Annotated in this window: 22 protein-coding genes; 4 read left to right on the forward strand and 18 right to left on the reverse strand. The window is 74.5% G+C overall.

Going from position 1 to position 26,436, the window contains the following annotated elements; all coding sequences use genetic code 11:
- Positions 1-6 precede the first annotated feature (6 nt).
- From ACNJ93_RS04780 to ACNJ93_RS04800, 5 genes are all read right to left on the reverse strand, one after another.
- Positions 7-1,203: an acetylornithine transaminase gene (locus tag ACNJ93_RS04780; protein WP_418956059.1), complete on the reverse strand. Its 1,197-nt coding sequence runs from the start codon at positions 1,201-1,203 to the stop codon at positions 7-9.
- Positions 1,200-2,111, reverse strand: coding sequence for an acetylglutamate kinase (gene argB, locus ACNJ93_RS04785; protein ID WP_418956060.1), 912 nt, complete (start codon positions 2,109-2,111; stop codon positions 1,200-1,202). Before argB ends, ACNJ93_RS04780 begins: the two co-directional genes overlap by 4 nt.
- Positions 2,108-3,259: a bifunctional glutamate N-acetyltransferase/amino-acid acetyltransferase ArgJ gene (gene argJ / locus ACNJ93_RS04790; RefSeq protein ID WP_418956061.1), complete on the reverse strand. Its 1,152-nt coding sequence runs from the start codon at positions 3,257-3,259 to the stop codon at positions 2,108-2,110. Before argJ ends, argB begins: the two co-directional genes overlap by 4 nt.
- The gene (gene argC, locus ACNJ93_RS04795) at positions 3,256-4,284 is read right to left on the reverse strand and encodes an N-acetyl-gamma-glutamyl-phosphate reductase (RefSeq protein ID WP_418956062.1); all 1,029 of its coding nucleotides are present in this window, start codon (positions 4,282-4,284) and stop codon (positions 3,256-3,258) included. Before argC ends, argJ begins: the two co-directional genes overlap by 4 nt.
- Positions 4,285-4,358: 74 nt before the next feature.
- Complete coding sequence (locus tag ACNJ93_RS04800) at positions 4,359-5,165, reverse strand: hypothetical protein (RefSeq protein WP_418956063.1); 807 nt, start codon at positions 5,163-5,165, stop codon at positions 4,359-4,361.
- A gap of 253 nt (positions 5,166-5,418) precedes the next feature.
- On the opposite strand from ACNJ93_RS04800, the gene ACNJ93_RS04805 reads away from it, so the two are divergent.
- A complete protein-coding gene (locus tag ACNJ93_RS04805) occupies positions 5,419-7,014 on the forward strand; it encodes an ABC-F family ATP-binding cassette domain-containing protein (protein WP_418956064.1) in 1,596 nt (531 codons plus the stop codon).
- Positions 7,015-7,050: 36 nt separating this feature from the next.
- On the opposite strand, the gene ACNJ93_RS04810 is transcribed toward ACNJ93_RS04805, so the two are convergent.
- The 4 genes from ACNJ93_RS04810 to ACNJ93_RS04825 form a co-directional block, all read right to left on the reverse strand.
- Positions 7,051-8,208 carry a methyltransferase gene (locus tag ACNJ93_RS04810; RefSeq protein WP_418956065.1) on the reverse strand — a complete coding sequence of 386 codons (1,158 nt, stop codon included), beginning with the start codon at positions 8,206-8,208 and terminating at the stop codon, positions 7,051-7,053.
- Between the two features lie 188 nt (positions 8,209-8,396).
- Positions 8,397-9,008 carry a histidine phosphatase family protein gene (locus tag ACNJ93_RS04815; RefSeq protein ID WP_418956066.1) on the reverse strand — a complete coding sequence of 204 codons (612 nt, stop codon included), beginning with the start codon at positions 9,006-9,008 and terminating at the stop codon, positions 8,397-8,399.
- Between the two features lie 62 nt (positions 9,009-9,070).
- A complete protein-coding gene (locus tag ACNJ93_RS04820; protein WP_418956067.1) occupies positions 9,071-9,520 on the reverse strand; it encodes a GNAT family N-acetyltransferase in 450 nt (149 codons plus the stop codon).
- A 102-nt stretch (positions 9,521-9,622) separates the two neighbouring features.
- Positions 9,623-11,062 (reverse strand): PLP-dependent aminotransferase family protein, encoded by a 1,440-nt coding sequence (locus ACNJ93_RS04825; RefSeq protein WP_418956068.1) that lies wholly within the window; start codon positions 11,060-11,062, stop codon positions 9,623-9,625.
- Between ACNJ93_RS04825 and ACNJ93_RS04830 the strand changes: the two genes are divergently transcribed.
- The gene (locus ACNJ93_RS04830) at positions 11,061-11,969 is read left to right on the forward strand and encodes a DMT family transporter (protein ID WP_418956069.1); all 909 of its coding nucleotides are present in this window, start codon (positions 11,061-11,063) and stop codon (positions 11,967-11,969) included. The genes ACNJ93_RS04825 and ACNJ93_RS04830 overlap by 2 nt on opposite strands.
- A 100-nt stretch (positions 11,970-12,069) precedes the next feature.
- Positions 12,070-12,267, forward strand: a complete 198-nt coding sequence (locus ACNJ93_RS04835; RefSeq protein WP_418956070.1) for a DUF1918 domain-containing protein — start codon at positions 12,070-12,072, stop codon at positions 12,265-12,267.
- A gap of 31 nt (positions 12,268-12,298) precedes the next feature.
- Here the strand turns inward: ACNJ93_RS04835 and ACNJ93_RS04840 are convergent, their stop codons facing one another.
- Positions 12,299-13,588, reverse strand: a complete 1,290-nt coding sequence (locus ACNJ93_RS04840; protein ID WP_418956071.1) for a glycoside hydrolase family 10 protein — start codon at positions 13,586-13,588, stop codon at positions 12,299-12,301.
- 168 nt (positions 13,589-13,756) lie between these two features.
- On the opposite strand from ACNJ93_RS04840, the gene ACNJ93_RS04845 reads away from it, so the two are divergent.
- The gene (locus tag ACNJ93_RS04845) at positions 13,757-14,617 is read left to right on the forward strand and encodes a 3-hydroxybutyryl-CoA dehydrogenase (protein WP_418956072.1); all 861 of its coding nucleotides are present in this window, start codon (positions 13,757-13,759) and stop codon (positions 14,615-14,617) included.
- Positions 14,618-14,734: 117 nt separating this feature from the next.
- Here ACNJ93_RS04845 and ACNJ93_RS04850 read toward each other — a convergent pair whose 3' ends face one another.
- The 8 genes from ACNJ93_RS04850 to ACNJ93_RS04885 all read right to left on the reverse strand — a co-directional run bounded on the left by ACNJ93_RS04850 (position 14,735) and on the right by ACNJ93_RS04885 (position 26,381).
- The gene (locus ACNJ93_RS04850; RefSeq protein WP_418956073.1) at positions 14,735-15,265 is read right to left on the reverse strand and encodes an NUDIX domain-containing protein; all 531 of its coding nucleotides are present in this window, start codon (positions 15,263-15,265) and stop codon (positions 14,735-14,737) included.
- Between the two features lie 51 nt (positions 15,266-15,316).
- Positions 15,317-16,654, reverse strand: a complete 1,338-nt coding sequence (locus ACNJ93_RS04855; protein ID WP_418956074.1) for a transcriptional regulator — start codon at positions 16,652-16,654, stop codon at positions 15,317-15,319.
- A 351-nt stretch (positions 16,655-17,005) separates the two neighbouring features.
- Positions 17,006-18,079 carry a PP2C family protein-serine/threonine phosphatase gene (locus ACNJ93_RS04860; protein WP_418956075.1) on the reverse strand — a complete coding sequence of 358 codons (1,074 nt, stop codon included), beginning with the start codon at positions 18,077-18,079 and terminating at the stop codon, positions 17,006-17,008.
- 225 nt (positions 18,080-18,304) lie between these two features.
- The gene (locus ACNJ93_RS04865; RefSeq protein WP_418956076.1) at positions 18,305-19,432 is read right to left on the reverse strand and encodes a flavin-containing monooxygenase; all 1,128 of its coding nucleotides are present in this window, start codon (positions 19,430-19,432) and stop codon (positions 18,305-18,307) included.
- 98 nt (positions 19,433-19,530) lie between these two features.
- A complete protein-coding gene (locus ACNJ93_RS04870) occupies positions 19,531-21,180 on the reverse strand; it encodes a LuxR C-terminal-related transcriptional regulator (RefSeq protein WP_418956077.1) in 1,650 nt (549 codons plus the stop codon).
- Positions 21,181-21,314: 134 nt separating this feature from the next.
- Positions 21,315-23,843, reverse strand: coding sequence for a phenylalanine--tRNA ligase subunit beta (pheT, locus tag ACNJ93_RS04875; protein WP_418956078.1), 2,529 nt, complete (start codon positions 23,841-23,843; stop codon positions 21,315-21,317).
- The gene (gene pheS, locus ACNJ93_RS04880; protein WP_418956079.1) at positions 23,843-24,970 is read right to left on the reverse strand and encodes a phenylalanine--tRNA ligase subunit alpha; all 1,128 of its coding nucleotides are present in this window, start codon (positions 24,968-24,970) and stop codon (positions 23,843-23,845) included. The genes pheT and pheS overlap by 1 nt, the downstream gene beginning before the upstream one ends.
- 136 nt (positions 24,971-25,106) lie before the next feature.
- Entirely contained in the window at positions 25,107-26,381 is a 1,275-nt protein-coding gene (locus ACNJ93_RS04885) for an ATP-binding protein (RefSeq protein ID WP_418956080.1), read from the reverse strand.
- Positions 26,382-26,436 lie beyond the last annotated feature (55 nt).

The raw sequence follows: 26,436 nt of genomic DNA on the forward strand, positions 1-26,436 counted from the left end.
GTCGTCTCATTCTCCGCTTCGTCCTTCCCCGTTCACCGCGTCCAGGACGCCCGCGAACGCCTCCAGGAAGGCGTCCGCCTCCGCGTCCCCGATGGTCAGCGCCGGCATGATCCGTACGACATCGGGGGCGGGCGCGTTCACCAGGAGGCCGGCGTCCTGGGCCGCCTGCTGCACCTGGGGTGCGAGGGGCCCGGTGAGCACGATACCCAGCAGCAGGCCGGCACCACGGACGTGGGAGACCAGCGGATGGCCCAGACCCTCGATTCCGGCGCGCAGCTTCTCGCCGATCCGCTTGACCTGGTCGAGCGCGCCGTCCCGGGCGAGGGTGTCGACGACGGCGAGCCCGGCGGCGCACGAGACCGGGTTGCCGCCGAAGGTGGTGCCGTGGTGACCGGGCTCGAACAGCTCCGCGGCCGGGCCGAACGCGACCGTCGCGCCGAGCGGCAGCCCGCCGCCGAGGCCCTTGGCGAGGGTGACCACGTCGGGGTCGACGCCGTCGTGGGCCTGGTGCTCGAACCAGGTGCCGCAGCGGCCGACGCCGGTCTGCACCTCGTCGAGGACGAGCAGCGTGCCGGTGGCGCGGGTGATCTCGCGGGCCGCCCGCAGATAGCCGGCCGGCGGGACGACCACGCCGTACTCGCCCTGGATCGGCTCGATGATCACGAACGCCGTCTCCTCGGTGACGGCGGCCCGCAGGGCCTCGACGTCGCCGTACGGGACGTGGGTGACCTCGCCGGGCAGCGGCAGGAACGGGGTCTGCTTGCCGGGCTGGCCGGTGAGCGCCAGCGCGCCCATGGTGCGGCCGTGGAAGCCGCCGCCGGTGGCGACCATGTGTGTCCGGCCGGTCAGCCGGCCGAGCTTGAACGCGGCCTCGTTGGCCTCGGCGCCGGAGTTGCAGAAGAACACCTTGCCGGGGCGGCCGAAGAGCTGCAGCAGCCGCTCGGCCAGCGCGACGGGCGGTTCGGCGACGAACAGGTTGGAGACGTGGCCGAGGGAGGCGATCTGCCGGGAGACGGCCTCGACGACGGCCGGGTGGCCGTGGCCGAGGGCGTTGACCGCGATGCCGCCGACGAAGTCGAGGTACTCCCTGCCGTCGGCGTCCCAGACCTTGGCGCCCTCGCCGCGCACCAGCGGGAGGCGGGGGGTGCCGTAGTTGTTCATCAGGGCGCCCTGCCACCGCTGGGTCAGGTCCTGGTTGCTCATGACTCCGTGTCCCCCTGTCCGTCCGGCACGACCATGGTGCCGATGCCCTCGTCGGTGAAGATCTCCAGCAGGATCGAGTGCTGGACCCGGCCGTCGATCACGCGGGCCGTGCGGACCCCGTTGCGTACGGCGTGCAGGCAGCCCTCCATCTTGGGGACCATGCCGCTGGAGAGCTCGGGCAGCAGCTTCTCCAGCTGGCTCGCGGTGAGCCGGCTGATGACCTCGTCGCTGTTCGGCCAGTCCTCGTACAGGCCCTCGACGTCGGTCAGGACCATCAGCGTCTCCGCGCCCAGCGCCGCGGCGAGTGCCGCAGCCGCCGTGTCGGCATTGACGTTGTAGACGTGTCCGTCGTCCTCGGAGCGGGCGATGGAGGAGACGACCGGGATGCGGCCGTCCTCCAGGAGCGCCCGGATGGCGCCGGTGTCGAGGGCGGTGATCTCGCCGACCCGGCCGATGTCGACCTGCTCTCCCTCGATGACCGGCCGGTGCTTGGTGGCGGTGATGGTGTGCGCGTCCTCGCCGGTGAGCCCGACGGCGAGCGGGCCGTGCTGGTTGAGCAGGCCGACCAGCTCGCGCTGGACCTGGCCGGCGAGCACCATCCGTACGACGTCCATGGCGTCCTCGGTGGTCACGCGCAGGCCGGCCTTGAACTCGCTGACGATGCCGTGCCGGTCGAGGGCGGCGCTGATCTGCGGGCCGCCGCCGTGCACGACGACCGGCTTGAGGCCGGCGTGCCGCAGGAACACGACGTCCTGGGCGAAGGCGGCCTTGAGCTCGTCGTCGATCATGGCGTTGCCGCCGAACTTGATGACGATGGTCTTGCCGTGGTGGCGGGTCAGCCAGGGCAGCGCCTCGATGAGGATCTGCGCCTTGGGCAGGGCCTTGTGCTTCCGGGTGGAGTTGGTCATGACGAGTACGCGCTGTTCTCGTGGACGTAGTCGGCGGTCAGGTCGTTGGTCCAGATGACCGCGGACTCGGAGCCGGCGGCGAGGTCCGCGGTGATGACGACCTCCCGGTAGCGCATGTCGACCAGCTCGCGGTCCTCGCCGACGGAGCCGTTCCTGCACACCCAGACGCCGTTGATGGCGACGTTCAGCCGGTCCGGCTCGAAGGCGGCGCTCGTGGTGCCGATGGCGGAGAGCACCCGGCCCCAGTTGGGGTCCTCGCCGTGGATGGCGCACTTGAGGAGGTTGTTGCGGGCGATGGACCGGCCGACCTCGACGGCGTCCTCTTCGGTGGCCGCGTTCGTCACCTCGATCCGGATGTCCTTGCTGGCGCCCTCGGCGTCGCCGATCAGCTGACGGCCGAGGTCGTCGCAGACCTGCCGGACGGCCTCGGCGAACTCGTCCTCGGGCGGGGTGACGCCGGCGGCGCCGGAGGCGAGCAGCAGGACGGTGTCGTTGGTGGACATGCAGCCGTCGGAGTCGACCCGGTCGAAGGTGACCCGGGTGGCCTTGCGCAGGGCGTCGTCCAGGCCCTTGGCGTCGACGTCGGCGTCGGTGGTGAGGACGACGAGCATGGTGGCGAGGCCGGGGGCGAGCATGCCCGCGCCCTTGGCCATGCCGCCGACCGTCCAGCCGTCCTTGGTGACGACGGCCGTCTTGTGGACGGTGTCGGTGGTCTTGATGGCGATGGCGGCCTTCTCGCCGCCGTGCGCGGAGAGTTCGGCCGCGGCCTTCTCGACGCCGGGCAGCAGCTTGTCCATGGGGAGCAGGACGCCGATGAGGCCGGTGGAGGCGACGGCGACCTCGCCGGCGCCGATCTCCAGCACCTCGGCGACCTTCTCGGCGGTGGCGTGGGTGTCCTGGAAGCCCTTCGGGCCGGTGCAGGCGTTGGCACCGCCGGAGTTGAGGACGACGGCGGTCAGCTCGCCGTCGGCGAGGACCTGCTGGGACCACAGGACGGGGGCGGCCTTGACGCGGTTGGAGGTGAAGACGCCCGCGGCGGCGCGGCGCGGCCCGGTGTTGACCACGAGGGCCAGGTCCGGGTTGCCGTTCTGCTTGATCCCGGCGGCGATGCCCGCCGCCGTGAATCCCTTCGCTGCGGTGACGCTCATGGAGCGACTCCAATCGTGGAAAGTCCGGTGTCCTCGGGGAGTCCGAGGGCGAGGTTCATGCTCTGCACCGCGCCACCGGCGGTGCCCTTGGTGAGGTTGTCGATGGCGCTGATCGCGATGATCCGGTTCGCCTCGGCGTCGTACGCGACCTGGATCTGGACGGCGTTGGAGCCGTACACGGCGGCCGTCGCGGGCCACTGCCCCTCGGGGAGCAGGCGGACGAACGGCTCGTCGGCGTACGCCTTCTCGTACGCGGCGCGGACCGCCTCGGGGGTGACGCCGGTCTTGGCGTACGCGGAGCAGGTGGCGAGGATGCCGCGGGGCATCGGGGCCAGGGTCGGGGTGAAGGAGACGCCCACCCGGGCGCCCGCGACGGCGCTGAGGTTCTGGATCATCTCGGGGGTGTGGCGGTGGCCGCCGCCGACGCCGTAGGGGGTCATGTTGCCCATGACCTCGGCGCCGAGCAGGTGCGGCTTGAGGGCCTTGCCGGCGCCGGAGGTGCCGCTGGCGGCGACGATCACGGCGTCGGGCTCGGCGAGGCCGTCCGCGTACGCGGGGAAGAGCGCGAGCGAGACGGCGGTGGGGTAGCAGCCGGGCACCGCGATGCGCTTGGACCCCTCCAGCGCGGCGCGTGCGCCCGGCAGTTCGGGGAGGCCGTACGGCCAGGTCCCGGCGTGCTCCGAACCGTAGTAGCGGTCCCAGTCGGCGGCGTTCTGGAGCCGGAAGTCGGCGCCCATGTCGACGACGAGGACGTCCGGGCCGAGCTGTTCGGCGACGGCGGCGGACTGCCCGTGGGGCAGGGCGAGGAAGACCACGTCGTGCCCGGCGAGCACGTCCGCGGTGGTCGGTTCGAGGATCCGGCCGGCGAGCGGCGCCAGGTGCGGCTGGAGGCCGCCGAGCGCCTGACCGGCGTTGGAGTGGCCGGTCAGGGCTCCGATCTCGATGTGGGGGTGGGCGAGGAGCAGGCGCAGGAGTTCCCCGCCCGCGTATCCGCTCGCACCCGCCACTGCTGCTCGTACCGTCATCGAACCCTCCTTGTGGATGGCATGACTATACGTAGTGCAGCAGTTTTATGCAAAGCCTCCGCGGGCTCGCGGCTCTAGATCTCGTAGAAGGGCAGCGCCAGGAAGCTCGCGAGCATGAGGAGCGCGACGAGGGCCGCCGCCAGCAGCAGGGACGACTCCAGGACCCGCCCCTTGCCGTCGGCGCGGACCACCGTCCCGGGGTCGACGGGGTCGTAGCTGATCTCGATCCGCAGCTCCCGGCTGGTGTCGAAGTACGCGCGCGTGTTCCCGTGCTGGTCGCCCCAGAGGTAGAGGTTCGGCTCCTGGCGCTGGTGGGCGTAGTCCGCGATCACGGTGATCCCGCGCCGCGGCAGGGTCCACTTCCTGAGGGCGTCCGGGGCGAGGGCGAGGACGCCGCCCGCGAAGAAGAAGCCGATGCCGCCGGTCATCACGACGGGCACGATGAGGACGGGATGCTGGGCGTACGAGACGACCACGCACATCGCGACGATCGCCAGCAGCGAGCCCCAGACGTACCGCTTCAGCCTCCGCCGGAACACCTCCCGGAACGTGGGCGGCTCCGCCTCGACGTCCCGCACGGTCACGAGTGCGGCCCCGTCCGCGGTCTCACCGTCCGACGGCAGCAGGCGGGTCACGGCGGGCGCGAAGACCGCGGCGGCGGCCTCGCTGACCCCGTCGACCCGGTGCACGACGGGCTCGGCGCCGGCCGGCGCCTTCAGGCGCACCTCGACGCTGCGCCGGTCGGCGCGGACCTCCGCGACGGCCGCCAGCGGGATGACGGTCTCGCGGGCCCCGCGGCGGAGAACCAGCCCGTCGTCGCCGCACCGGAGAGAGGTGCCCCTGCCGCTGCGCAGGAGGGGAAGGGAAGACGTGTTCGACATGGCGCGATCCTAAAGATCCACGAACCGCCCGCACAGCCCTCGCAGGACCTTCACCGGCAGGGCCTCCCGAGCCCGTCCCCCCGCGTGAGAACCGCGGGGCAAAGCGTTTGCGGACACCGCGCGCGAAAACCATGTGCGCCCCCTCCCGGGGCCCTCGTACCATGGCCGGCATGTCTACGCCCCGAATCTCCTAGCTCGAGGACCCGCTTCCACGCCACCCGTGTGTCCTCTTGCTGTTTCGGAGCGTTGCCCCATGATCACCGTTCGCGGTGCCGACGTGCGCGTCGGCGCTCGGCTTCTGCTGGCCGAGCTCTCCTTCCACATCGCCCCCGGCGACCGGATCGGCCTCGTCGGCCGGAACGGGGCCGGCAAGACCACCCTGCTCGAACTGCTCGCCGGCCGGAGCCGGCCCGCCGCCGGCGAGGTCGTGCGGACCGGCGAGATCGGCTACCTCGCACAGGACTCGCGCGCCGCCGACCCCGCGGTGTCGGTCACCGACCGCATCCTGTCCGCGCGCGGCCTCGACCGCGCCGTCCGCCGCCTGCACGCCGCGGCCGAGCGGCTCGGCACGGCCGGGGACCGGCGGGCCATGGACGCGTACGCCCGCGCCGAGGCCGAGTTCGAGGCCCTCGGCGGGTACGCGGCCGAGGCCGAGGCCGCGCGGGTCGCCGCCGGGCTCGGGCTGCCGGCCGACGCCATGGACCGGCCCGTCGGCACGCTGTCGGGCGGACAGAAGCGGCGCGTCGAGCTCGCCCGCATCCTGTTCGCCGGGCACGGCGGCGCGACCCTGCTGCTCGACGAGCCCACCAACCACCTGGACGCCGACGCGATCGGCTGGCTGCGCGGCTTCCTGCACGCCCACGAGGGCGGGCTCGTCCTCGTCAGCCACGACGTCGGCCTGCTGGCCGACACCGTCAACCGGGTCTTCCACCTCGACCCGACGCGGGCCGCGATCGACGTCCACAACACCGGCTGGGCCGCCTACCTCGCCCAGCGGGACGCCGACGAGCGCCGGCGCACCCGCGAACGGGCCGGCGCCGAGCGCAAGGCCGCGGCCCTGCACGCGCAGGCCGACCGGATGAAGGCCCGGTCCTCGACCGCCGTCACCGCCCGCAGCATGGCCCGCCGGGCCGACCGGCTGCTCGCCGGCCTGGAGCCCGCGCGGCGGACCGAGCGCACCGCCCGGATCCGGCTGCCCGAGCCCGCCCCCTGCGGCCGTACGCCGCTCGGCGCGGTGAGCCTCACCAAGGCGTACGCGGGCCGGACCGTCCTCGACGGGGTGGACCTGGCCGTGGACCGAGGCAGCCGGCTCGTCGTGCTCGGCTTCAACGGCGCCGGGAAGACCACCCTGCTGCGGCTGCTCGCCGGCCGCGAGCGCCCCGACGCCGGCCGCGTCGTGCCGGGGCACGGGCTGCGGCTGGGCTACTTCGCGCAGGAGCACGACACCCTCGACCCGGCGCGCACCGTCCGCGAGAACCTCGCCGCCGCCGCGCCGCACCTCACGGACGCCGAGGTGCGCGGCGTGCTCGGCGCGTTCCTGTTCCGCGGCGACGACGCGGACAAGCCGGGCGGGGTGCTGTCCGGCGGTGAGAAGACCCGGCTCGCGCTCGCCGGGATCACCCACTCCGGGGCCAATGTGCTGCTGCTGGACGAGCCGACGAACAACCTCGACCCGGCCTCCCGGGACGAGGTGCTCGCGGCGGTGGGCACGTACCCGGGCGCGATCGTCATGGTCACGCACGACGAGGGCGCGCTCGACGCCCTCCGTCCCGACCGCGTCCTCGTGCTGCCGGACGCGGACGAGGACCTGTGGAGCGAGGAGTACCGCGAACTGGTGTCGCTGTCCTGAGGCGCGCGGGAAGGGGGCCCGGGATCCGGGCCCCCTTCAGCGGCGCTTGACGGCGCGGAGGACGACGAACTTCGGGTCGCCGGCGACGGTCTCGCAGCCGCCGAAGAGGCGGCGCAGGGTCACGTGGTGGCCGAGGTGGCGGTTGCCGACCACCCACAGTTCGCCGCCGGGGCGCAGCACCCGGCGGGCGTCGGCGAACATGCGGCGGGCGGTGCGGTCGGTGGTGGCCTGGTGGCTGTGGAAGGGCGGGTTGTTCAGGACCAGGTCCGCCGAGCCGGCCGGCAGGTCGGCCAGGCCGTCGCCGACCAGGAACTCGGCCTTGCGGCCGGGTGCGGTGTTGGCCTCGAAGGTCTCCCGCGCGGAGGCGACGGCCTGGTACGACTCGTCGGTGAAGACCAGGTCGGCGTCCGGTTCGCGCAGGGCGACGGACAGGCCGACGACGCCGTTGCCGCAGCCGAGGTCGACCACCCGCGCGCGGCCGAGGTCCCGCGGCAGGTGCCGCAGGAAGAAGCGGGTGCCGATGTCCAGCCGGTCGGCGCAGAACACCCCGGCGTGGTTGGTCACGCTGCGGCCCGCCACGCCGCCGGGCGCGTCGGCGGGGAGCTCGTAGCGGTACGGCCACGGGCTGGCGCCCGGGTGCAGCGCGGGGTCGGGGGTGGTGTGGACGAGCCGGGCCTTCTTCACCGCGAGGGACGTGCGGGTGGGGCCGAGGATCCGCTCGAAGAGCCGGAGGGTGGAGGTGTGGATCTCCTTGACCATGCCGGTGCCCACGATCACCGTGCCCTCGTGGACGGCGGGCGCGAGCCGGTGCAGCTGGTCCTCCAGGAGCGCCAGGCTCTTCGGCACGCGGACGAGCAGGACGTCGATCCGCTCCGGCGGGGCGTCCTGGGTCGTCAGCAGCGCGACCGCGCCGTCCCCGGCCCCCGCGCGGGCCAGGTTCGCGCGGGTCGCCTCCCGGCCGAGGTGCGAGTCGGTGATCTGCACGAGCCGGCCGGCGGCGCCGGCGAGCACGGTGGTCAGCGCGCCCCAGCGGTCGCCGACCACCGCCACCGTGCCCGACAGGTCCTGGTCGCTCTCGTGGAGGTGCCGCAGCAGGTACTCGTCGGAGGCGTCCCAGGCGCGGAGGGTCTCGCGCGGGTCCTCGGGGAAGCGGGTGAGCTCGAACTCGCCCCATGACGTGGTCAAACGGTTCATCGTGCCTCCCAGGCTAGCCGGTCGGCACGCCCGTCACGGGCCCGGCGGGTGCGGGCGGCTCGCGGGGGCGCGGGTGGACGGCCCGCGCACAGGCCGGGCGCGCCACCCGCTCACGGGCCCGGCGCGTGCCGGCCGCTCACAGGCCCGGCGCGTGCCGGCCGCTCACAGGCCCGGCGCGTGCCGGCCGCTCACAGGCCCGGCGTGTACGGGCGGGTGAGCGGCGCCGGCTGCGCCGCCGCCTCCAGCCTCAGCCGCCACCGCCCCGGCCCGCCGCTCAGGGCGACCGTGGACAGCGGCCGGACGTCCACGTTCCAGTACGTCGCGGGCGGGGCCTTCAGCGCGTAGACGAACGCGGCGCGGACCACGGACGGCTCCGCCACCGCCACGATCGCCCCGTCCTCGGCGGGCCGGGTGTCGAGCCAGCCGCCGATCCGGGTGATGAAGGCGAGCAGCGGTTCGCCGCCGTGCGGGGCGGTGCGCGGGTCGGCGAGCCAGGCGTCGACGGCGGCCGGTTCCAGCGCGGCGACCTCGGCGAGCGTGAGCCCGCGCCAGCGGCCCATGTCGCAGTCCCGCAGCGCGGGCTGCACGAGCGGGGCGTAGCCGAGCGCCTCGCCGGTGGCGCGGCTGCGCGGCGTCGGGGAGCAGTAGCGCAGCTCGGCCGCGCCCAGCGGGACGAGCGCCTCGGCGGCGCACTGCACCTCGTACCAGCCGGCGGCGTCCAGCGGGCGGTCGTCGTCGAACCGCTCCGCGAGCAGGGAGGAGCTGCGCGCCGCGGCGACCAGCGTGACCCGGAGTCCCATGGCCGCGATCGTGGGGCCACGGGCCCGCCCGGTCAAGAGTTCGGACGGTGACGGAACGGGTGTCAGTTCAGGCCGAGGGCCATCCACATGTCCGGGTTCTCGAGCGGCTCGAAGCCGACCTTCGCGTACACGCCGTGCGCGTCGTGGGTGGCGAGCATGATGCGGCGCAGGCCGAAGGGCTCCAGGTGGTCGCGGACGGCGGTGACGAGCGCGGTGCCGAGTCCGGTGCCGCGGGCCGGGCGGTCGACGTAGACGTCGCAGAGCCAGGCGAAGGTGGCGCGGTCGGTGACGACCCGGGCGTACGCGGCGAGCTCGCCGGTCTCGCGGTGGTACGCGCCGAAGTTGAGGGAGCCGTCGACGGCGCGGTCCTGGTGGGCGCGCGTACGGCCGAGAGCCCAGTACGCGTCGGTGGACAGCCAGTGGTGGACGCGGGCCCGGTCCAGGCGGGCGGTGCCGAGGGAGATCTCGTAGGCGCCGTGCACGGCGAGGATTCCGTTGATCGCTTCGCTCATGCCCGCAGGCTCGCAGGGCGGCACGAAGCTGTCAGGTCCTTTTCGCGGACTGGGCGGGTACGCGGCGGGCCTCCCCGCCGCCGGGCGTCACCCCGTCGTCCCTCACCCCAGCAGCTCGTCCACCGCCGTGCGGAGTCTGCGGACGCCCTCGGCGATCTCCGTCGGGCCCGCCACTCCGGCGAAGCTCAGCCGGACGTGGCCGCCCGGGGGTTCGGCGCTGAAGTACGGGCGGCCGGGGGCGACGGCGACGCCGGCGCGGAGGGCGCCGGAGAGCAGGGCGGCCTCGTCGAGGGTGTCGGGCAGCCGGAGCCAGAGGTGGTAGCCGCCGGAGGGGATGCGGGCGGGAAGGGCCAGTTCCGGCAGGACCGAGGCCAGCGCGGCGGCCAGGGTGTCCCGGCGGTTCTTCAGCTCGCCCGCCACCTGCCGCAGGTGCCGGCCCCAGGCCGGCGCGCCGACGAGTTCGAGGGCGGCCTCCTGGAGGGGGCGGGGGACGAAGAAGCTGTCGACGACCTGGATGGCCCGCAGCCGTTCCAGGACGGGCCCCCGGGCGGCGAGGGCGCCGACGCGGAGGCTGGCCGAGGTGACCTTGGTGAGCGAGCAGACGTGGACCACCACGCCGTCGGGATCGTCGGCGGCGAGCGGCGCGGGCAGCGGTCCGGCGTCCTCGTGGACCAGCCGGCGCGCGAAGTCGTCCTCGACGACGAAGGCGCCCGCGGCGCGGGCGATCCGCAGCACCTCGCGGCGGCGCTCGCCGCGCAGCACCGCGCCGGTCGGGTTCTGGAACAGCGGCTGGCAGACGAACACCCGGGCCCCGGTGGCCCGGAAGGCCGCTTCGAGCAGATCGGGGCGGACCCCGTCGGCGTCGACCGGCACGGGCACCGGCCGCAGCCCGGCGGCGCGGGCGACGGCGAGCATGCCGGGGTACGTGGGCGACTCGACGAGCACGGGCGTGCCGGGCGTGCCGAGGGCGCGCAGGGCGGTGGTGAGCGCGGACTGGCCGCCCGCGGTGACGAGCACCTCCGCGGCGGTGACGCCGCCGCCGATCTCCCGGGCGAACCAGTCCCGCAGCTCCGGCAGCCCGTCGGCGGGGGGCCGGCCCCAGGCCCCGGGGCGGCGGCCGGCCCGGGCGAGGGCGGCGGCGAGGGCGCGCTCGGGCTGGAGGGAGGGGTGCAGATAGCCGCCGTTGAACTCGACGACCCCGGGCGGCGGGGCGGCGAGGGTGACCAGGACGCCGGAGGCGTCGACGGCGCGCGGCATGACGTCGGCGGCGGTGTCGGCGCTGAGCGCGAGTTCCTGCCAGGAGGTGTCGCCGACCGCGGCCGCGGCGGTGCGCGGCTCGGCGCGGAAGGCCCCGGCGCCGGGCCGGGTGACGACCAGGCCCTCGGCGGCGAGCTGGGCGAGCGCGCGGGTGACGGTGACCGGGGAGACCCGGTACCGCTCCACGAGGGCCCGGCTCGACGGCAGCTTTCCTCCAGGTGAGTAGCGGTCCAGTTCGGACCGCAGGGAGTTCGCCAGTTCCGCGACACTGCTACGCTCATGCATGACAGCACAGAATAGCGCTACTGCCCCGAACTCGATAGCGGTCGTCGCCCCCCGGGCCCGCGGGACCCTGCTCGCCGCGCTCGGCGTGGTGGCCTTCTCGCTCACCTTCCCGTCGACCGTCTGGGGCCTGGAGAGCTTCGGCCCGTGGTCCCTGGTCGCCGTGCGCTCCACCCTCGCCGCCCTGATCGCGGGCGCGTTCCTGCTCGCCCTGCGCGTGCCGCTGCCCGAGCGCCGGCACTGGGCCGGGCTGGCCGTCGTCGGCCTGGGCGTGGTCGTCGGCTTCCCGCTGCTGACCACGCTGGCGCTGCGGACCTCCACCACCTCGCACGCCGCCGTGGTCGTCGGTCTGCTGCCGCTGACGACGGCCGCCTTCGCCGCGATCCGCACCGGCCGCCGGCCCTCCCGCACCTTCTGGGCGGCCGCCGTCGGCGGGGCCGTGGTGGTCGCCGCGTTCACCCTCCAGCAGAGCGGCGGCGTGCTGTCGTCCGGCGACCTGTACCTGTTCGGGGCGCTGCTCGTGTGCGCCGCCGGGTACACCGAGGGCGGCCGGCTCGCGGCCGTCATGCCCGGCTGGCAGGTCATCGGCTGGGCGCTGATCCTGTGCCTGCCGCTCGCGGTCGTGGCCTCCGCGGTGGCCCTGGCCCACGAGCCGGTGCGGCTGACCGCGCACGGGGTGATCGGCCTGATCTGGGTGGCGGCCGGCTCGACGTTCTTCGGGCTGTACGTCTGGTACCGCGGCATGGCCGAGATCGGCATCGCGCGGGCCAGCCAGCTCCAGCTGGCCCAGCCGCTGCTCACCCTGTTCTGGTCGGTCTTCCTGCTCGGCGAGCACCTGCCCCTGGCCGCGCCGCTCGCCGCGGTGGGCGTGCTGGTCTGCATCGCGGTCACCCAGCGCGCGAACACCTGACGGGCGCCGGGGCCCCGGAGGACACCGGGGGTGACGCAGGTCACAATGGCAGACGTAGACTCCGAAGCAGACAGGCCGGTCGCGCGGGAGGTCGATCGCGATGCATGCAAGCAAGGGCGACAAGCTGGTGGTGCACGGCCGCACCGTCGGACACGGCGACCGTACGGCCGAGGTCCTTCAGGTCCTGGGCCAGAACGGCGAGCCGCCGTTCCGGGTGAAGTTCGACGACGACGGGCACGAGGCCCTGGTGTCCCCGGGCCCCGACACCGTCGTCCGCCACCACGAACAGCAGATGTGAGCGTCGAGAGCGGGCGTGGGCACGGCCGCTCTCACCGACGTCCGGGCGTGCGGACCCTGGTCGGGTAGTGGTCCTCCACCACGCGCGCCATCGCCCCGTTCCGGTCCGCCGCGACCTCCCTCGCCGCGAAGAAGCAGTGCCCCCGCACCGACGGGTACGACCCCGCCACGTCCAGGTGCCTCGACAGTTCCGCGGGGTCCTGCCAGGCGGCCGGCTGCGCCGGATCGCCGGCCTTGTAGAGCGCCTCGCCGAGGTAGAGCGCGCAGTCCGCGTCCCGGGCGACCCCGTCCCACCAGGCCACCAGCTTCGCGTAGTCCGCCGACTCGTTGCCGAGGTGCCAGTACAGCTGCGGGACGACGTAGTCGATCCAGCCCTCGCGGACCCAGGTGCGGGTGTCCGCGTACAGGTCGTCGTAGGTCTGCACCCCGGCCCGCGTGTCGGAGCCGAGCGGGTCGGTGGCCGCGTTGCGCCACACCCCGAACGGGCTGATGCCGAAGGGCACCTCCGGCGCGACGTCCCGCAGCCGCCGCGCGGTCTCCGCGACGAGCAGATCGATGTTGCTCCGCCGCCAGGACGCCTTGTCGGGGTGATCCCCGCCGTAGCGCGCGTACGCCTCGTCGTCGGCGAAGGTCTGGCCGGCCACCGGGTACGGGTAGAAGTAGTCGTCCCAGTGGAAGCCGTCGAGCGCGTAGCGCCCCGCCGCGTCGAGCATGGCGTCCTGGACGAAGGCCCGCACCTCGGGCAGCCCGGGGTTGTAGTACAGCTTCCCGCCGTACGGCACGACCCAGTCGGGGTGCCGGCGGGCGGGGTGCCAGGCGACCAGCCGCGCCGGGTCGGTGTGGTTGGCGACGCGGTACGGGTTGAACCAGGCGTGCAGCTCCAGACCGCGGGCGTGCGCCTCCTCGACGGCCGTGCCCAGCGGGTCCCAGCCCGGGTCGCGACCCTGGACGCCGGTGAGGCACTGGGCCCACGGCTCGTACGGCGAGGGCCACAGGGCGTCGGCGGTCGGCCGGGCCTGGAGCACCACCGCGTTGAGCCGGCGGGCCACGGCCGTGTCGAGGTGGGTCAGCAGCTCGTCGCGCTGCTGCACGGCCGTCAGTCCGCTGCGCGAGGGCCAGTCGCGGTTGGCGACGGTGGCCATCCACATGCCCCGGAACTCGGAGGCGCGCTGTGGCCTTCTTCTCATCCGCCCACCTCCCTCCGGCCCGGCCCCGGAAGCCCTGGCGGAACCGGCGTACGCGGCGGTGTCGCCGCCGAACCCCAGTGCCGCGGCCGTTCCGGCCGCCCCCGTCACGAAACCCCTTCGTCCCATTCGCCGCATCGATGCCCCTCGGATGTCGGGTACGTCACACCTGTGCGGCCAGCATGCCCCTCCTGAACGATCGATCAAACGAGGCTGGCGGAGTAACGTCATGGGGTCGAGGCGGAGAACCGGAATCACACGGGGTCCGCCGCCAAGCAGAGCGAAAGACACGAGGTGACGGACTCCATGGCCGACATTGAGCGCGTCGGAGTGGTCGGCTGCGGCCAGATGGGCGCGGGCATCGCGGAGGTGTGCGCCCGCTCGGGGCTCGACGTGAAGGTCGCCGAGACCACCGGCGAGGCGCTGGAGATCGGCCGCACCCGGCTCACCACCTCGCTGTCGAAGGCCGCCGAACGCGGCAAGATCAGCGAGGAGGAGCGGGACGCGGCGCTGGCGCGGCTCAGCTTCACCACCGACCTGGGCGAGTTCGCCGACCGCGACCTCGTCATCGAGGCCGTCGTCGAGAACGAGCAGGTCAAGACCGAGATCTTCCAGGTGCTCGACCAGGTGCTGACCCGCCCGGACGCCATCCTGGCCTCGAACACCTCCTCCATCCCGCTGGTGAAGCTGGCCGTGGCGACGTCCCGCCCGGACCACGTCATCGGCATCCACTTCTTCAACCCGGCCCCGGTGCAGAAGCTGGTCGAGCTGATCCCGGCCCTCACCACCTCCGAGGGCACCATCAGCCGCGCCCAGGTGTTCGCCGAGAAGGTGCTCGGCAAGCACGCGATCCGCGCGCAGGACCGCTCGGGCTTCGTGGTGAACGCGCTGCTCGTGCCGTACCTGCTCTCCGCGATCCGGATGTTCGAGTCGGGCATCGCCAGCCGCGAGGACATCGACAACGGCATGGAGTTCGGCTGCGCCCACCCGATGGGCCCGCTGAAGCTGTCCGACCTGATCGGCCTGGACACCATCGCCTCGATCGCCGACTCGATGTACAGCGAGTTCAAGGAGCCCCTGTACGCCGCTCCCCCGCTGCTGCAGCGCATGGTCGACGCGGGCCGGCTCGGCCGCAAGACCGGCTCGGGGTTCTACGTCTACGCCTGAGCCCCGCCCCGAGGAAGCCCACCCCAGACCCGCGCCCGGGCTCCGCTGCCCGCGGGCGCGCCGGCCGGACGGCCCGTACACCGCACAGGTACGGGCCGTCCGGCGCTTCTCCTCCCGTCAGCCCAGGCGCAGATGATGGAGCATCAGCAGTCCGGCGGCCATGTTGGCGGCCGGGATCTCGCCGCGGGCGACCATGCCGGGGATCTCCTTGAGCGGTATCCAGGCCCGCCGCGAGGACTCGAACGCGTCCTCGGGCGGGCCCGTGTACGTGGCCTCCTCCGCCCAGTAGAGGTGGTGCCGGGCGTCGGTGAGGCCGTTGGCGGGTTCGACGGTGAGGAGCGGGCGCAGCGGGCCGGGCCGCCAGCCGGTCTCCTCCTCCATCTCGCGGGCGGCCGCGGCCTCGATGTCCTCGCCGTCCTCGACGACGCCGGCGGCCAGTTCCCAGCCCCAGCTGTCGGTGATGAAGCGGTGGCGCCAGAGCAGGAGGACCTCGTCGGCCTCGTTGACGGCCGTCGCGACGGCGACGGGGCGGAGCCGGATCAGATAGTGGTCGAGGCGGCGGCCGTCGGGGAGCGCGACGTCCGCCAGGTTCACCCGGAACCAGCGGTTCTCATAGACAGGCTGTTCGCTTAATTTCGTCCACTGCACGTTTCTGCCGCCTTCCGATCGGTAGGTGGCAATATGGCAGCAGCCCGACGGTCACAGCGGAACGCGCAGCGCGCCGTCGATGAGTTCCGCGGCCGCTCGTGCGTCCCCGCCGCCGCTCGCCAGCAGGTGCTCCCGCACCAGCCGGAGCCGGTCGCGCAGCCGCTGCGACTCCATCCCCCGGGCCCGCTCGGTCATCTCCACCGCCGTCCGGGCCGCCCGGTCCGCCTCGCCCTCGCGCAGCTCGATCTGGCAGAGCATCGCGAGCCGGTGCACCCGCGCGCGGTCGTGCGCGGGCGCCGCCACGGCCTCCTCGGCGTGCGCGTGCGCCGAGGGCAGATCGCCCAGTTGCAGCAGCGCCTCCGCGATCTGCACGTCGACGTGCCCCGGCTGCACGTACCCGGTCTCCGCCGGCTCGGACCCCGGGCAGATCCGCTCCGCCTCCGCCTCGGCCCGCCGGATGCAGGCCAACGCGGCGGCCCCGTCGCCGAGATGCGCGTACGCCTTCGCCTGCATCGCCGACAGGTCCCCGGCCAGCGCCGGGGTGATCCGCCGGCCGGCCGAGCGCAGCGCCGCCTCCGCGAAGGCCACCGCCTGCCGGTACTCCCCCATGAACAGCGACTGGTTGACGAGCAGCGCGATCACGTACGCGCCCAGGCCGCGGTCGCCGCTGGCCTTCGCGAGCCGCAGCGCCTGGTGGAAGTACCGCTGCGCCAGCCCGTGCGCGTCGGAGTCGTACGCGCAGATCCCGGCGATCGCGACCAGGCCGCCGGTCGCCCGGTGCAGCTCCCGGCCCAGCGCGTCGGGGTACGAGCCGCGCAGCAGGGGCGCGGTCTCGGCGTTGAGGAACCCGACGATCCGGGCGCGGGTCGCGAGCCCGCCGGCCTTGCGGTACATCAGCTCGTAGTGGGCGCGGGCGGCGCGCAGCAGGGCGATGTCGGAGGGGCCCACGCGGGTCAGGCCGTCGCGGGAGACGTCGGAGTCCTCCGGCGGGTTCTCCCACTCCCAGACCGGCATCACGGCGGGCGTGCCGGTGACGGCCGCCGCCGCGATGACGTGCGGCCGCTGCTGCTCGTCGGAGCGCCACAGGGCGGTGGCCCGCTCGACGAAGCCGGACAGCGGCGAGCCGTGCGGGGCCGCGGCGCCGGGGACGCCGAGGCCGATGTCGTCGAGGGTGACGGTGCGGTGCAGCCGGGCGGCCAGCACCTCGCAGATCAGGTCGGGCACCTGCCCGCGCGGCCGCTGGCCCTTCAACCAGCGGGCGACGGCGGTGTGTTCGTACCGCAGCGTCAGACCCCGGGCCCGCCCGGCCCGGTTGACGTGCGCGGCCAGGCCCGCGTGCGAGACGCCCGCCTCGTCGAGCAGGGCGTCGAGCAGGGTGTTGGGCTGCATGGGCTCGCTCTCCCGTGGCTCGGTGCGCACAGACTAGGGCCTGTCCGGCGGATCGCGGCCTCGGCCATGATCCGCCGGACAGGCCCAGGGGCTGATTCGCACGGGGTGTGATGGGAAGGCCCGCATACGTGGCCTGTGCGCTCTGCCGTCCGGCCCGCGCTGCCGGTTGACTGAGCGTCCTCTCCGCTGAGGGCGCCTGCCCCTCACGGAGGAGGGACCCGCCTCCCCGGAGGCGGCCGGGCCGTCTGCTCCCCCTCGTACAGTGCGACGGCCCGCCCCGCGCCGTCCGTCCTGCCGTCTGCCCGACACTCCGTGGCAGGGCGGGCGGCGCCGACCGGAAGGCCCCGGCCCTCAACGCGGGTACGGCGCCGGTCGGGTACGGCGCAGCCCGGGTTCGGCGGGCTGCGCCGGGACCCGCACCCGGTCGTTGCGGACGACGAGCAGCGCCACGTCGTCGGCGAGCCGGCCGCCGGTGTGCCGCAGCAGGGCGGTGTGCACCCGCTCCACGAGGGCCGCCGGCACGACGGGCCCCTCCCGCAGGGCGTCGGCGAGGACCGCGTCCAGCGGGAAGAACCGGCCGCCGGCGTCCCGGGCGTCCTCGACGCCGTCGGTGTGCAGCAGCAGCGCCTCGCCGGGCCGCAGCCGGCCGCAGGAGTACGGGGTGAGCTCGGCCGGCAGCGGGAACGCGCCCAGCGGCGGCAGCGGGTCGCCGGCCGGCAGGGCCTCGGCGGTGCGGGCGAGCCGGACCGGGCCGGGATGGCCGCAGTTGAGCGCGCGTACGGACCCGTCGGCGCGGATCTCCAGGAGCAGGACGGTGACGAACTCCTCGGCCGCCGGGTGCTGGGGCTCCTCCGCTCCCCCGGCCGGGTGCTCGTCGCGGGCCCGGTCGCGCAGATGCCGGGCCAGCGCCCGGTCCAGTCTGCGGAGCACACCGCCGAGCTGCGGCTCGTCGTGGACGGCCTCCCGGAAGCTGCCCAGGACCGCGGCGACGGCGCCGAGCGCGGCGAGGCCGTGCCCGCGGGCGTCCCCGATGAGCAGGCGCACGCCGTACGGGGTCGCGGCCGCCTCGTACAGGTCGCCGCCGACCTCCGCGCCCCGGGAGGCGGACAGCTGGGCGGCCGCGAGCGCGAGCCCGTCCAGCCGGGGCGGCAGCGGGCGCAGTACGACGCGCTGGGCGGCGTGGGCGATGGCCCGCATCCGTTCCAGCTCGCGGGCGAAGCCGCGGCGGATGCCGAGGACGAGCCCGGTGCCGACGCTGAAGAACAGCGCACTCGTGGCGATGCGCATGGCGAGCCCGGGCTGCTGGGCGAGCGGACAGACGAGCTTCCAGGTGACGGCCGCGGCACCCCAGACGCCGGGAAGGACGAGCGGGCCGAACCGGCGCAGCCGGGAGCCCTCGGAGTGCGACGACCTTGTACGGATCATGCACGGCCCTCCCTGAGGCCCTCCAGCACGCAGGCCGGCCCCTGCGGCCGCGTCGATTCTGTCGACGCGGCCGGTCACGGGGGAACATCCGCCAGACTTCTCACCCGAAGGAGTGAGCGCCCGGCGTTCGCCTCCCTGCGCCAGGGCCGCGCCACCCGCACAGACGGCGGACCGCCGTACGGGTGCGCAGCCGGCCGGCCGTGCGGGAGCGCCGGGCGCGCGGCGTCAGGCGTGCGCCGCCGTGCGCTCCTTCGCGGCGGTTCCGGAGCGGTGCCTCACCAGATGGTTCACCACGTGCTCCGCGTCCCGGCCCGCGCCTCCGATGAGCATCGAGGCGAAGGCGTACTGGAAGGCCAGGCCGACGAAGTACAGCCCGGGCGCGGAGTCGACCACGCCGCGCCGCTCCAGCGGCCAGCCGTCCTCGCCGGTGACCGGCAGGTCGATCCAGGAGAAGTCCTGGCGGAAGCCGGTGCACCAGACGACGTTCGCCACGTCCAGGACCCGGCCGCCGTCGAGGACCGGCATCCCGTCGCGCACGCCGACGGTCCGCTCGGGGACCAGCTCGACGCCGGCGCCGGTGAGGTCGGCCCGCCTGACCCGGATCAGCGGCCCGCCGTGGGCCCGGACCTCGGGGCGCATCTTCCGGCCGACCGGGGTCCGCAGGTTCAGCACGTGCTGCGCGAGGAACCACAGGACCGGGAAGACGGCGTGCGCCGGGCGGCCCTCGATGTCGAACGGGATCTCGCCGCGGATCCGCCCGCTGAGCACGGTCGGACGGCCGGCCGTGGCCGCCTCGTACGCGATGTCCCCGCCGGAGTGCGAGGCGCCGACCACCAGCACCCCGCCGGGCCTCAGCTGCCCGGGGTTCTTGTAGGCGCTGGAGTGCAGCTGGGCGATGCGCGGGTCGAGCCCGTCGGCGAAGGCGGGGACGTACGGGGTCCGGCCGAACGAGCCGGAGGCGACGACGACGTGCTCGCAGACGTAGGTCGTGGTGCCGGTCTCGACGACGTACGACCCGTCCTCGCGGCCCAGCCGGGCGACGCGCTCGCCGGTGCGGACCGGCAGGTCGAACCGCTCGGCGTACGCCTCCAGGAAGTCCGCCATCTCGTCCTTGGCGGGGAAGGACATCGGCGGCGCGGGGAAGCGCATCCCGGGCAGCGAGGCGACCTTGGCCGGGCTGTACAGCCGCAGCGAGTCCCAGTGGCAGCGCCAGTTGTCGCCGATGCGGGCGTTGCCGTCGAGGACGACGAACGGGCGGCCGCGGCGGGCCAGGTGGTAACCGGTCGAGAGACCCGCCTGACCTGCGCCGATGACGACCGTCTCGATGTGTTCCAGCCTGTCGGTGGGGTTCATCGCGGGCCTCCTCGTGCGTTCCTGGACCCGACACTAGGCACCCGTCGGCCCGGCGGCTTCGGGAGAACGTCCCAATCGGGCGGGGCGGCGGCGATGGGTCATTCTGCCCATCGCCGGCCGACCAGTTCGTGCTCGTAGGCGTAGGCCGTGGCGGCGGCCCGGGAGGAGAGGCCGAGCTTGCCGAAGATGTTGCTGAGGTGACGGGCCACGGTCTTCTCGCTGAGCACGAGTTCGGCGGCGATGGCGTGGTTGGTCCGGCCGGTGGCGACGAGCCGCAGGACCTCGATCTCGCGTGGGCTGAGCCGGTCGTCACCGCGCGGGGCCTCGCGGGTGAGGGCATCCAGGCGGGCGAGGTCGGGGACCGCGCCGAGTTCGCGGAACACCTGGCGGGCCGCGTTCAGTTCGAGCAGGGCGGTGCCCGCGTCCCCCTGCCGCCGCCGGGCGAGCCCCAGCAGGACGTGGCCGCGCGCCCGCTCGTACGGGGCCTCGATCTCGTCCCAGATCCGGCCCGCCTCCAGCAGCGCGTCGAGCGCCGCCGCGGGGTCGTCCTCCGCCAGGAGCACGGCGCCGCGGGCCTGCGCGGCGACGGCCCGCAGCAGCGGCGCGTCGAGGTCCCCGGCGGTCCGCGTCAGCTCGTCGACGGCGGCCCGGGCGGCCGGCACGTCACCGGCGGCGAGCATGATCTCCGCGTACGGGGCGAGCAGCCGGGCCCGGCGCAGCCGGTCCGGGGTCTCGTCCACGGCGCTGCGGATGGCCGCGGCCGCCGCGTCGGTCCGCCCCTGGGCCAGCCACAGCAGCGCGAGGCCCGGCTGGGCCCGGTGCCCGCAGGCGCCGGCGTTCCTGTACGCCTCCTCGGAGCGGTCGAAGGCCCCGCGGACCCGGTGCAGCTCGGCCTCCTGGTAGAGCGCCATGCCGAGGACCGCCCGTCCCGGGGACGCGGCGAGCCGTTCGCAGGCCCGGCGCGCCTCGTCCAAGGCATCCGGCCAGGCCCCGTGGGTCTGCAGCACGTGGGAGCGGTGGATCAGGCACTGGCCGCGGTAGGGCACGAGGTCCGGCTGCGCGGCGCACCAGTCCGACAGGGCCTCCGTCCACTCCTGGGCGCGGCGCAGGTCGTAGATCTCCTCGCAGGCCTCGATGACGCTGCAGTACACCAGGCCGGTCACGAGCGGCGAGAGCCGGCCGGAGCTGACCGCGACCATGGCCTCGTCGAGCAGGGCCGTCCCGGCGGCGGTGTCGCCCGTGTAGATCAGGGCCCGGCCCTGGCCGTGCCGGGCCAGCGTCACCAGGTCCTCGTCCCCGAAGCGCTCGCCGATCGCGGCGGCCTCGGTGAACGTGGCGTACGCGGCCCGGGGGTCCTTGTGGGCGAGCCGCAGGCCCTGCGGGAAGAGCAGGTAGCCCTGCTCCACGCAGTCGAGCCGGCCCTCGTCGAGGAGCCGCCGGGCCCGGGCGAGCCAGCCGCCGCCGCGCGCGCGCTCGCCGCGCAGCAGCAGCGGCACGGCCATCCAGAAGGCGCAGCGCACGGCGCGCGCCGTCTCGCCGAGGTCCAGGTAGGCGTGGTGGGCCCGCTCGGTCGCCGCGCCGCACTCCTCGTCGCGGCCCGCCAGGCTGGCGGCGGTGGCCAGGCGCACCAGGTCGTCGGGGCCGAGCGGTCGCGCCCGGTCGGCGGCCGAGAGCGCGGTGTACGCCTCCGACCACGCCTGACGCGCGAAGGCGTCCCGCGCCCGTTCGACTTCCGCAGCCACGTCCATGACGTCTCCCACGACCATTGCACCGCACGGCCGGGGACTTGTCAGGCCGGGCGGGCGGGGCGACACGGCGGCGGGAACGGCGGAGGGCCGCCGCCGGGAGGTCCCGGCGACGGCCCTCCGGCCGTGGGCGGTGGCTACGCGCCGCGGAGCGTCGCGCCGAAGCGCTCGGCCGCAAGCGCGACGGCCGCGTCGCGGGCCGCCGACGCCTCGTCGACGGTGAGCGTGCGGTCCGGGGCGCGGAACTTCAGCGCGTACGCCAGGGACTTCTTGCCCGCGTCGATCTGGTCGCCGGTGTAGACGTCGAACAGCCGGATGGACTCCAGGAGTTCACCCGCCCCCTCGCGCAGCGCCGACTCGACCGTGGCGGCCGGCACGTCCGCGCCGACGACCAGGGCGACGTCCTGGGTGGCGACCGGGAAGGACGAGATCCGCGGGGCCTTCAGCGGCCCCTGGTTCGCCCGCTCCAGCAGGTCGAGGTCCAGCTCCATCGCGCAGGTCCGGGCCGGCAGGCCCAGCGCCTTGACGACCCGCGGGTGCAGCTCGCCGCCGTGGCCGGCGAGGACCTGCTCGCCGTCCACGATCACGTGGAACGCGGCACAGCGGCCCGGGTGGAACGGGGCGTGCTGGTCGGCGCCGATGATCAGCTCGACGCCGGCCTCGGCGGCGACGATCCGAGCCGCCTGGATCGCGTCGGCCCAGTCGGACGGACGGCCCTTGCCCCACCAGCCGGCCTGCTCGCGGCCGCCGGCCAGGACGACGGCGACGCGGTACGGCTGCGCGGGCAGCGCGGCGTCGAGTCCGGCGAGGTCCTCGTCGGCGGGCCGGGCGTCGACCCGCAGCCGCTCCGCCTCGCCCGGCTTCTCGCCCGGCCGGAAGACCAGACCGGCCTCGAAGAGCGCCAGGTCGTGGCTGCCGCGCCCGTCGTTGCGGCGCAGCGCGCCGAGCAGGCCCGGCAGCAGCGTCGTACGGAGCGCGGGCTCCTCGTCGGAGAGCGGGTTGACCAGGGTCACCACGTTGCGGCGGGCGTCGTCGGCGTCGAGGCCGAGCTGGTCGAGGACCTGCTCGCCGATGAACGGGTAGTTCAGGGCCTCGACGTAGCCGGCGCCGGCGAGCGCGCGGCCCACCCGGCGGCGGGTGCGCTGCCGCTCGGTCAGCCCGCGGCCGGCAGGCGGCTTGGGCAGCGTCGACGGCAGGTTTTCGTAGCCCTCGAGCCGGATGACCTCCTCCGCGAGGTCGTTCGGCTCGTTGAGGTCGGGCCGCCACGACGGCACGGTGACGATCAGCTCGTCCTGGCCGTAGACGTCGCAGCCGATCTCCTGCAGGCGGCGGACGACGGTCTCGCGGCCGTAGGCGACGCCCGCGACCTTGTCGGGGTGGTTCGCCGGCATGGCGACCGTGCGCGGCCCGGACGGCGCGACGATCTCGGTGACGCCGGCCTCGGCCGTACCGCCCGCGAGCAGCACCAGCAGGTCGACCGTGCGCTGCGCGGCAGCGGCGGCGGCCTGCGGGTCGACGCCGCGCTCGAAGCGCTTGGACGCCTCGGAGGAGAGCTTGTGGCGGCGCGCGGTGCGGGCGATGGCGATCGGGTCGAAGTGCGCGGCCTCGATGACGACCTCGGTGGTGCCGGTGACGGCGCCGGTCTCGGGGTCGGTCACGGAGTCCGCGATCTCGGTGTTCTGGCCGCCCATGACGCCGGCGAGGCCGATCGGCCCGCGGTCGTCGGTGATGACCAGGTCCTCGTGGTGCAGGGCGCGGTGGGCCCCGTCGAGGGTGACGAAGTGCTCGCCCTCCTCGGCGCGGCGCACGCCGATGGTGCCCTGGACGCGGCTGCGGTCGTAGGCGTGCAGCGGCTGGCCGAGCTCCAGCATCACGTAGTTGGTGATGTCGACGGCCAGCGAGATCGGGCGCATGCCGGCCTTCTGCAGGCGGCGCTGAAGCCAGATCGGCGAGCGGGCCTCGGGGTCGAGGCCGCTGACCGTGCGGGCCACGAAGCGGTCGCAGCCGGTGGGGTCGGTGACCGTGACCGGGTAGCCGTACGAGTTCGGGGCGGGCACGTCGAGCAGCGCCGGGTCGCGCAGCGGCAGGCCGTACGCGATGGCGGTCTCGCGGGCGACGCCGCGCATCGACAGGCAGTAGCCGCGGTCCGGGGTGACGGCGATGTCGAGGACCTCGTCGTACAGCTCCAGGAGCGCGAGGGCGTCGGTGCCGACCTCGTGCTCCGGCGGGAGCACGATGATGCCGTGGCTGCCGTCGTCGCCCATGCCGAGCTCGTCGCCGGAGCAGATCATGCCGCGCGAGACCTTGCCGTACGTCTTGCGCTCGGCGATCCGGAAGTCACCGGGGAGCACGGCGCCGGGCAGGGCCACGACGACCTTGTCGCCCTCGGCGAAGTTCCGGGCGCCGCAGATGATCTCCTGCGGCTCGCCGGTGCCGTTGGCCTGTCCGACGTCGACGGTGCAGAAGCGGATGGGCTTCTTGAACTCCGTCAGCTCCTCGATGGTGAGGACCTTGCCGACCACCAGCGGGCCGGTCAGGCCGGCGCCGAGCTGCTCGACCGTCTCGACCTCGAGGCCGGCGGAGATGAGCTTGGCCTGCACGTCACGGCCGGTCTCCGTCGCCGGCAGGTCGACGTACTCCCGCAGCCAGGAAAGCGGGACCCGCATCAGATCTCCATCCCGAACGGCCGGGTGAACCGGACGTCACCCTCGACCATGTCTCGCATGTCTTCCACGTTGTGCCGGAACATCAGCATCCGCTCGATGCCGAAGCCGAAGGCGAATCCGCTGTACTTCTCGGGGTCCACGCCGCAGGCGACGAGCACCTTCGGGTTGACCATGCCGCAGCCGCCGAGCTCGATCCAGCCCTCGCTGCCGCAGGTGCGGCAGGGGCGGTCGGGGTTGCCGACGGACTCGCCGCGGCAGACGTAGCAGAGCATGTCCATCTCGGCGGACGGCTCGGTGAACGGGAAGAAGTTGGGGCGGAGCCGGGTCTTCATGTCCGGGCCGAAGAGCGCCTGGACCATGTGGTCGAGGGTGCCCTTCAGGTCGGCCATGGTGAGGCCCTCGTCGACGGCGAGCAGCTCGATCTGGTGGAAGACCGGGGTGTGCGTGGCGTCGAGCTCGTCGGTGCGGTAGACGCGGCCGGGGCACACGACGTAGACCGGGGGCTCCCGGTCGATGAGCGTGCGGGCCTGCACCGGGGAGGTGTGGGTGCGCAGCACGATGCCGGACTCGTCGCCCGTGGTGCCCTCGGGGCCCTGGACGAAGAAGGTGTCCTGCATCTGGCGGGCCGGGTGGTCCGGCACGAAGTTGAGGGCGTCGAAGTTGAACCACTCCGCCTCGACCTCGGGACCCTCGGCGACCTCGTAGCCCATGGAGACGAAGACGTCGGAGACGCGCTCCATCAGCGTGGTCAGCGGGTGGCGGGCGCCGGCCGGGACGCGGTCGTACGGCAGGGTGACGTCCACCGCCTCCTCGACCAGGACCCGGGCGTCGCGCTCGGCCTCGAGCTCGGCCTGGCGGGCGGCCAGCGCCTTGGAGACCGCTCCGCGGGCCTGGCCGACGAGCTTGCCGGCGGCGGCCTTGGCGTGCGGGGGCAGCGCGCCGATCTCCCGGTTGGCGAGGGCCAGCGGCGAGGTGCCGCCGGTGTGCGCCGTCTTGGCGTGCGCGAGCGCGTCGAGGTCGCCGGCGGCCGCGAAGGCGGCGAGCGCCTCGTCCCGCATGCGCTCGATCTCTTCCGGTTTCAAGGCTTCGACCTCGACCGGGTCGTACGACTTATTGGGTGCCGACATCTCTTCCCGTGCTTCCGTTGGCTGGCTGGGCGCGGCCCCCGCTCGACGACAAGGGCGCAAACGTGCCAAAGGTCGAGTCTAACGGGGCGCGGGGACGCGTTCGGGCCCGTGGGCGGCCTGCGCGGCTTCGGTCTCGTCAGGCGAGATAGGCCGGGGCGCCGACGGGCAGGACAAATCGGAATTCGGCCCCGCCTCGGGGGCCGCGGCCGACGGTGATGGTGCCGCCGTGGGCCTCGACGATGCCCTTGACGATGTAGAGGCCGAGGCCGGTGCCGCCGCGCTTGCTCCCCCGCCAGAAGCGGGTGAAGACACGGCCCATCGACTCCTCGGGGATGCCGGGGCCTTCGTCGCTCACGGTGACGGCCGTGCCTTTCTCGTCGTCCTGCGCGATGGCGGGTGCCACGTCGATGGTGACGGTTCCCTCGCCGTGGCGCACGGCATTTTCCAGCAGGTTGCCGAGCACCTGGTCGATCTTGTCCGGATCCGCCCAGAGTGCGGGCAGTCCGGGGCGGACGCGGACGAAGAAGCGGTCCGGGGACTGGCCGCCGGCGGTGTGGGCCTGGATGTGCCGGCCGACGGCGGCGGCGATGTCCACGGGCTGGCGGCGGACTTCGAGCCGGCCGGAGTCGATCCGGGAGATGTCGAGCAGTTCGGCGATGAGCCGGGTGACGCGGTTGGCGTCGGCGTCGACGGTCTCCAGCATCAGGCGCTTCTGGTCGTCGGTGAACCGTTCCCACTTGGCGAGCAGGGTCGCGGTGAAGCCCTTGACGGAGGTGAGCGGGGAGCGCAGCTCGTGGGCGACGGTGGCGATGAGTTCGGCGTGGCTGCGTTCGGTGCGGCGGCGGGCCTCGGTGCCGCGGAGGCTGACGACGACCCGGCGGACGGGGCCGGCGGGGGTGTCGCGGACGTAGCGGGCGGAGACCAGGACCTCGCGGCCGCCGGGCAGCAGCAGATTGCGCTCGGGCTGGCCGGTGCGGGTGGCGAGGCCGCCGTACGGGTCGGTGAGCGTCCACCAGCGGCGGCCCTTGAGGTCCTCCAGGGGCAGCGCCTGCTCCAGGGGGCGGCCGAGGGCGCGGGCCGGGGGGACGGAGGTGATGCGTGCGGCGGCGGCGTTGAAGCACACGACCCGGCCGGCGGCGTCGGCGACGACGAGCCCGTCGGGCAGCTCGTCGGGGTCCACGGTCGCGGCGACGACGAGCGCGTCGGGCGGGCCGTCGGGGTTTACGGTCCCTGCGGCGACGAGCCCGTCCGGCGGGCCGTCGGCGTCGGCGAGGGGCGTGGGCGCGGCGCCGGCCGCGTGGGGCTCGGCGGGGGCCGGGTGCGGCCCGGCGGCGGGACGGCGCGGTTCGGGGTCGTGCGGCGGCGCGCTCGGCTCGCCTGCGGGCCTGTCCGTGTCCGTGTCGGCCGTCATCCCCGTATCCCACCCCTCCGTGTGACGCAGTGGGCCCCCGAGCCCGTCACCCTAC

Origin of the sequence: Streptomyces tritici, from assembly GCF_048500665.1 — a bacterium.
GTDB lineage: Bacteria > Actinomycetota > Actinomycetes > Streptomycetales > Streptomycetaceae > Streptomyces > Streptomyces tritici.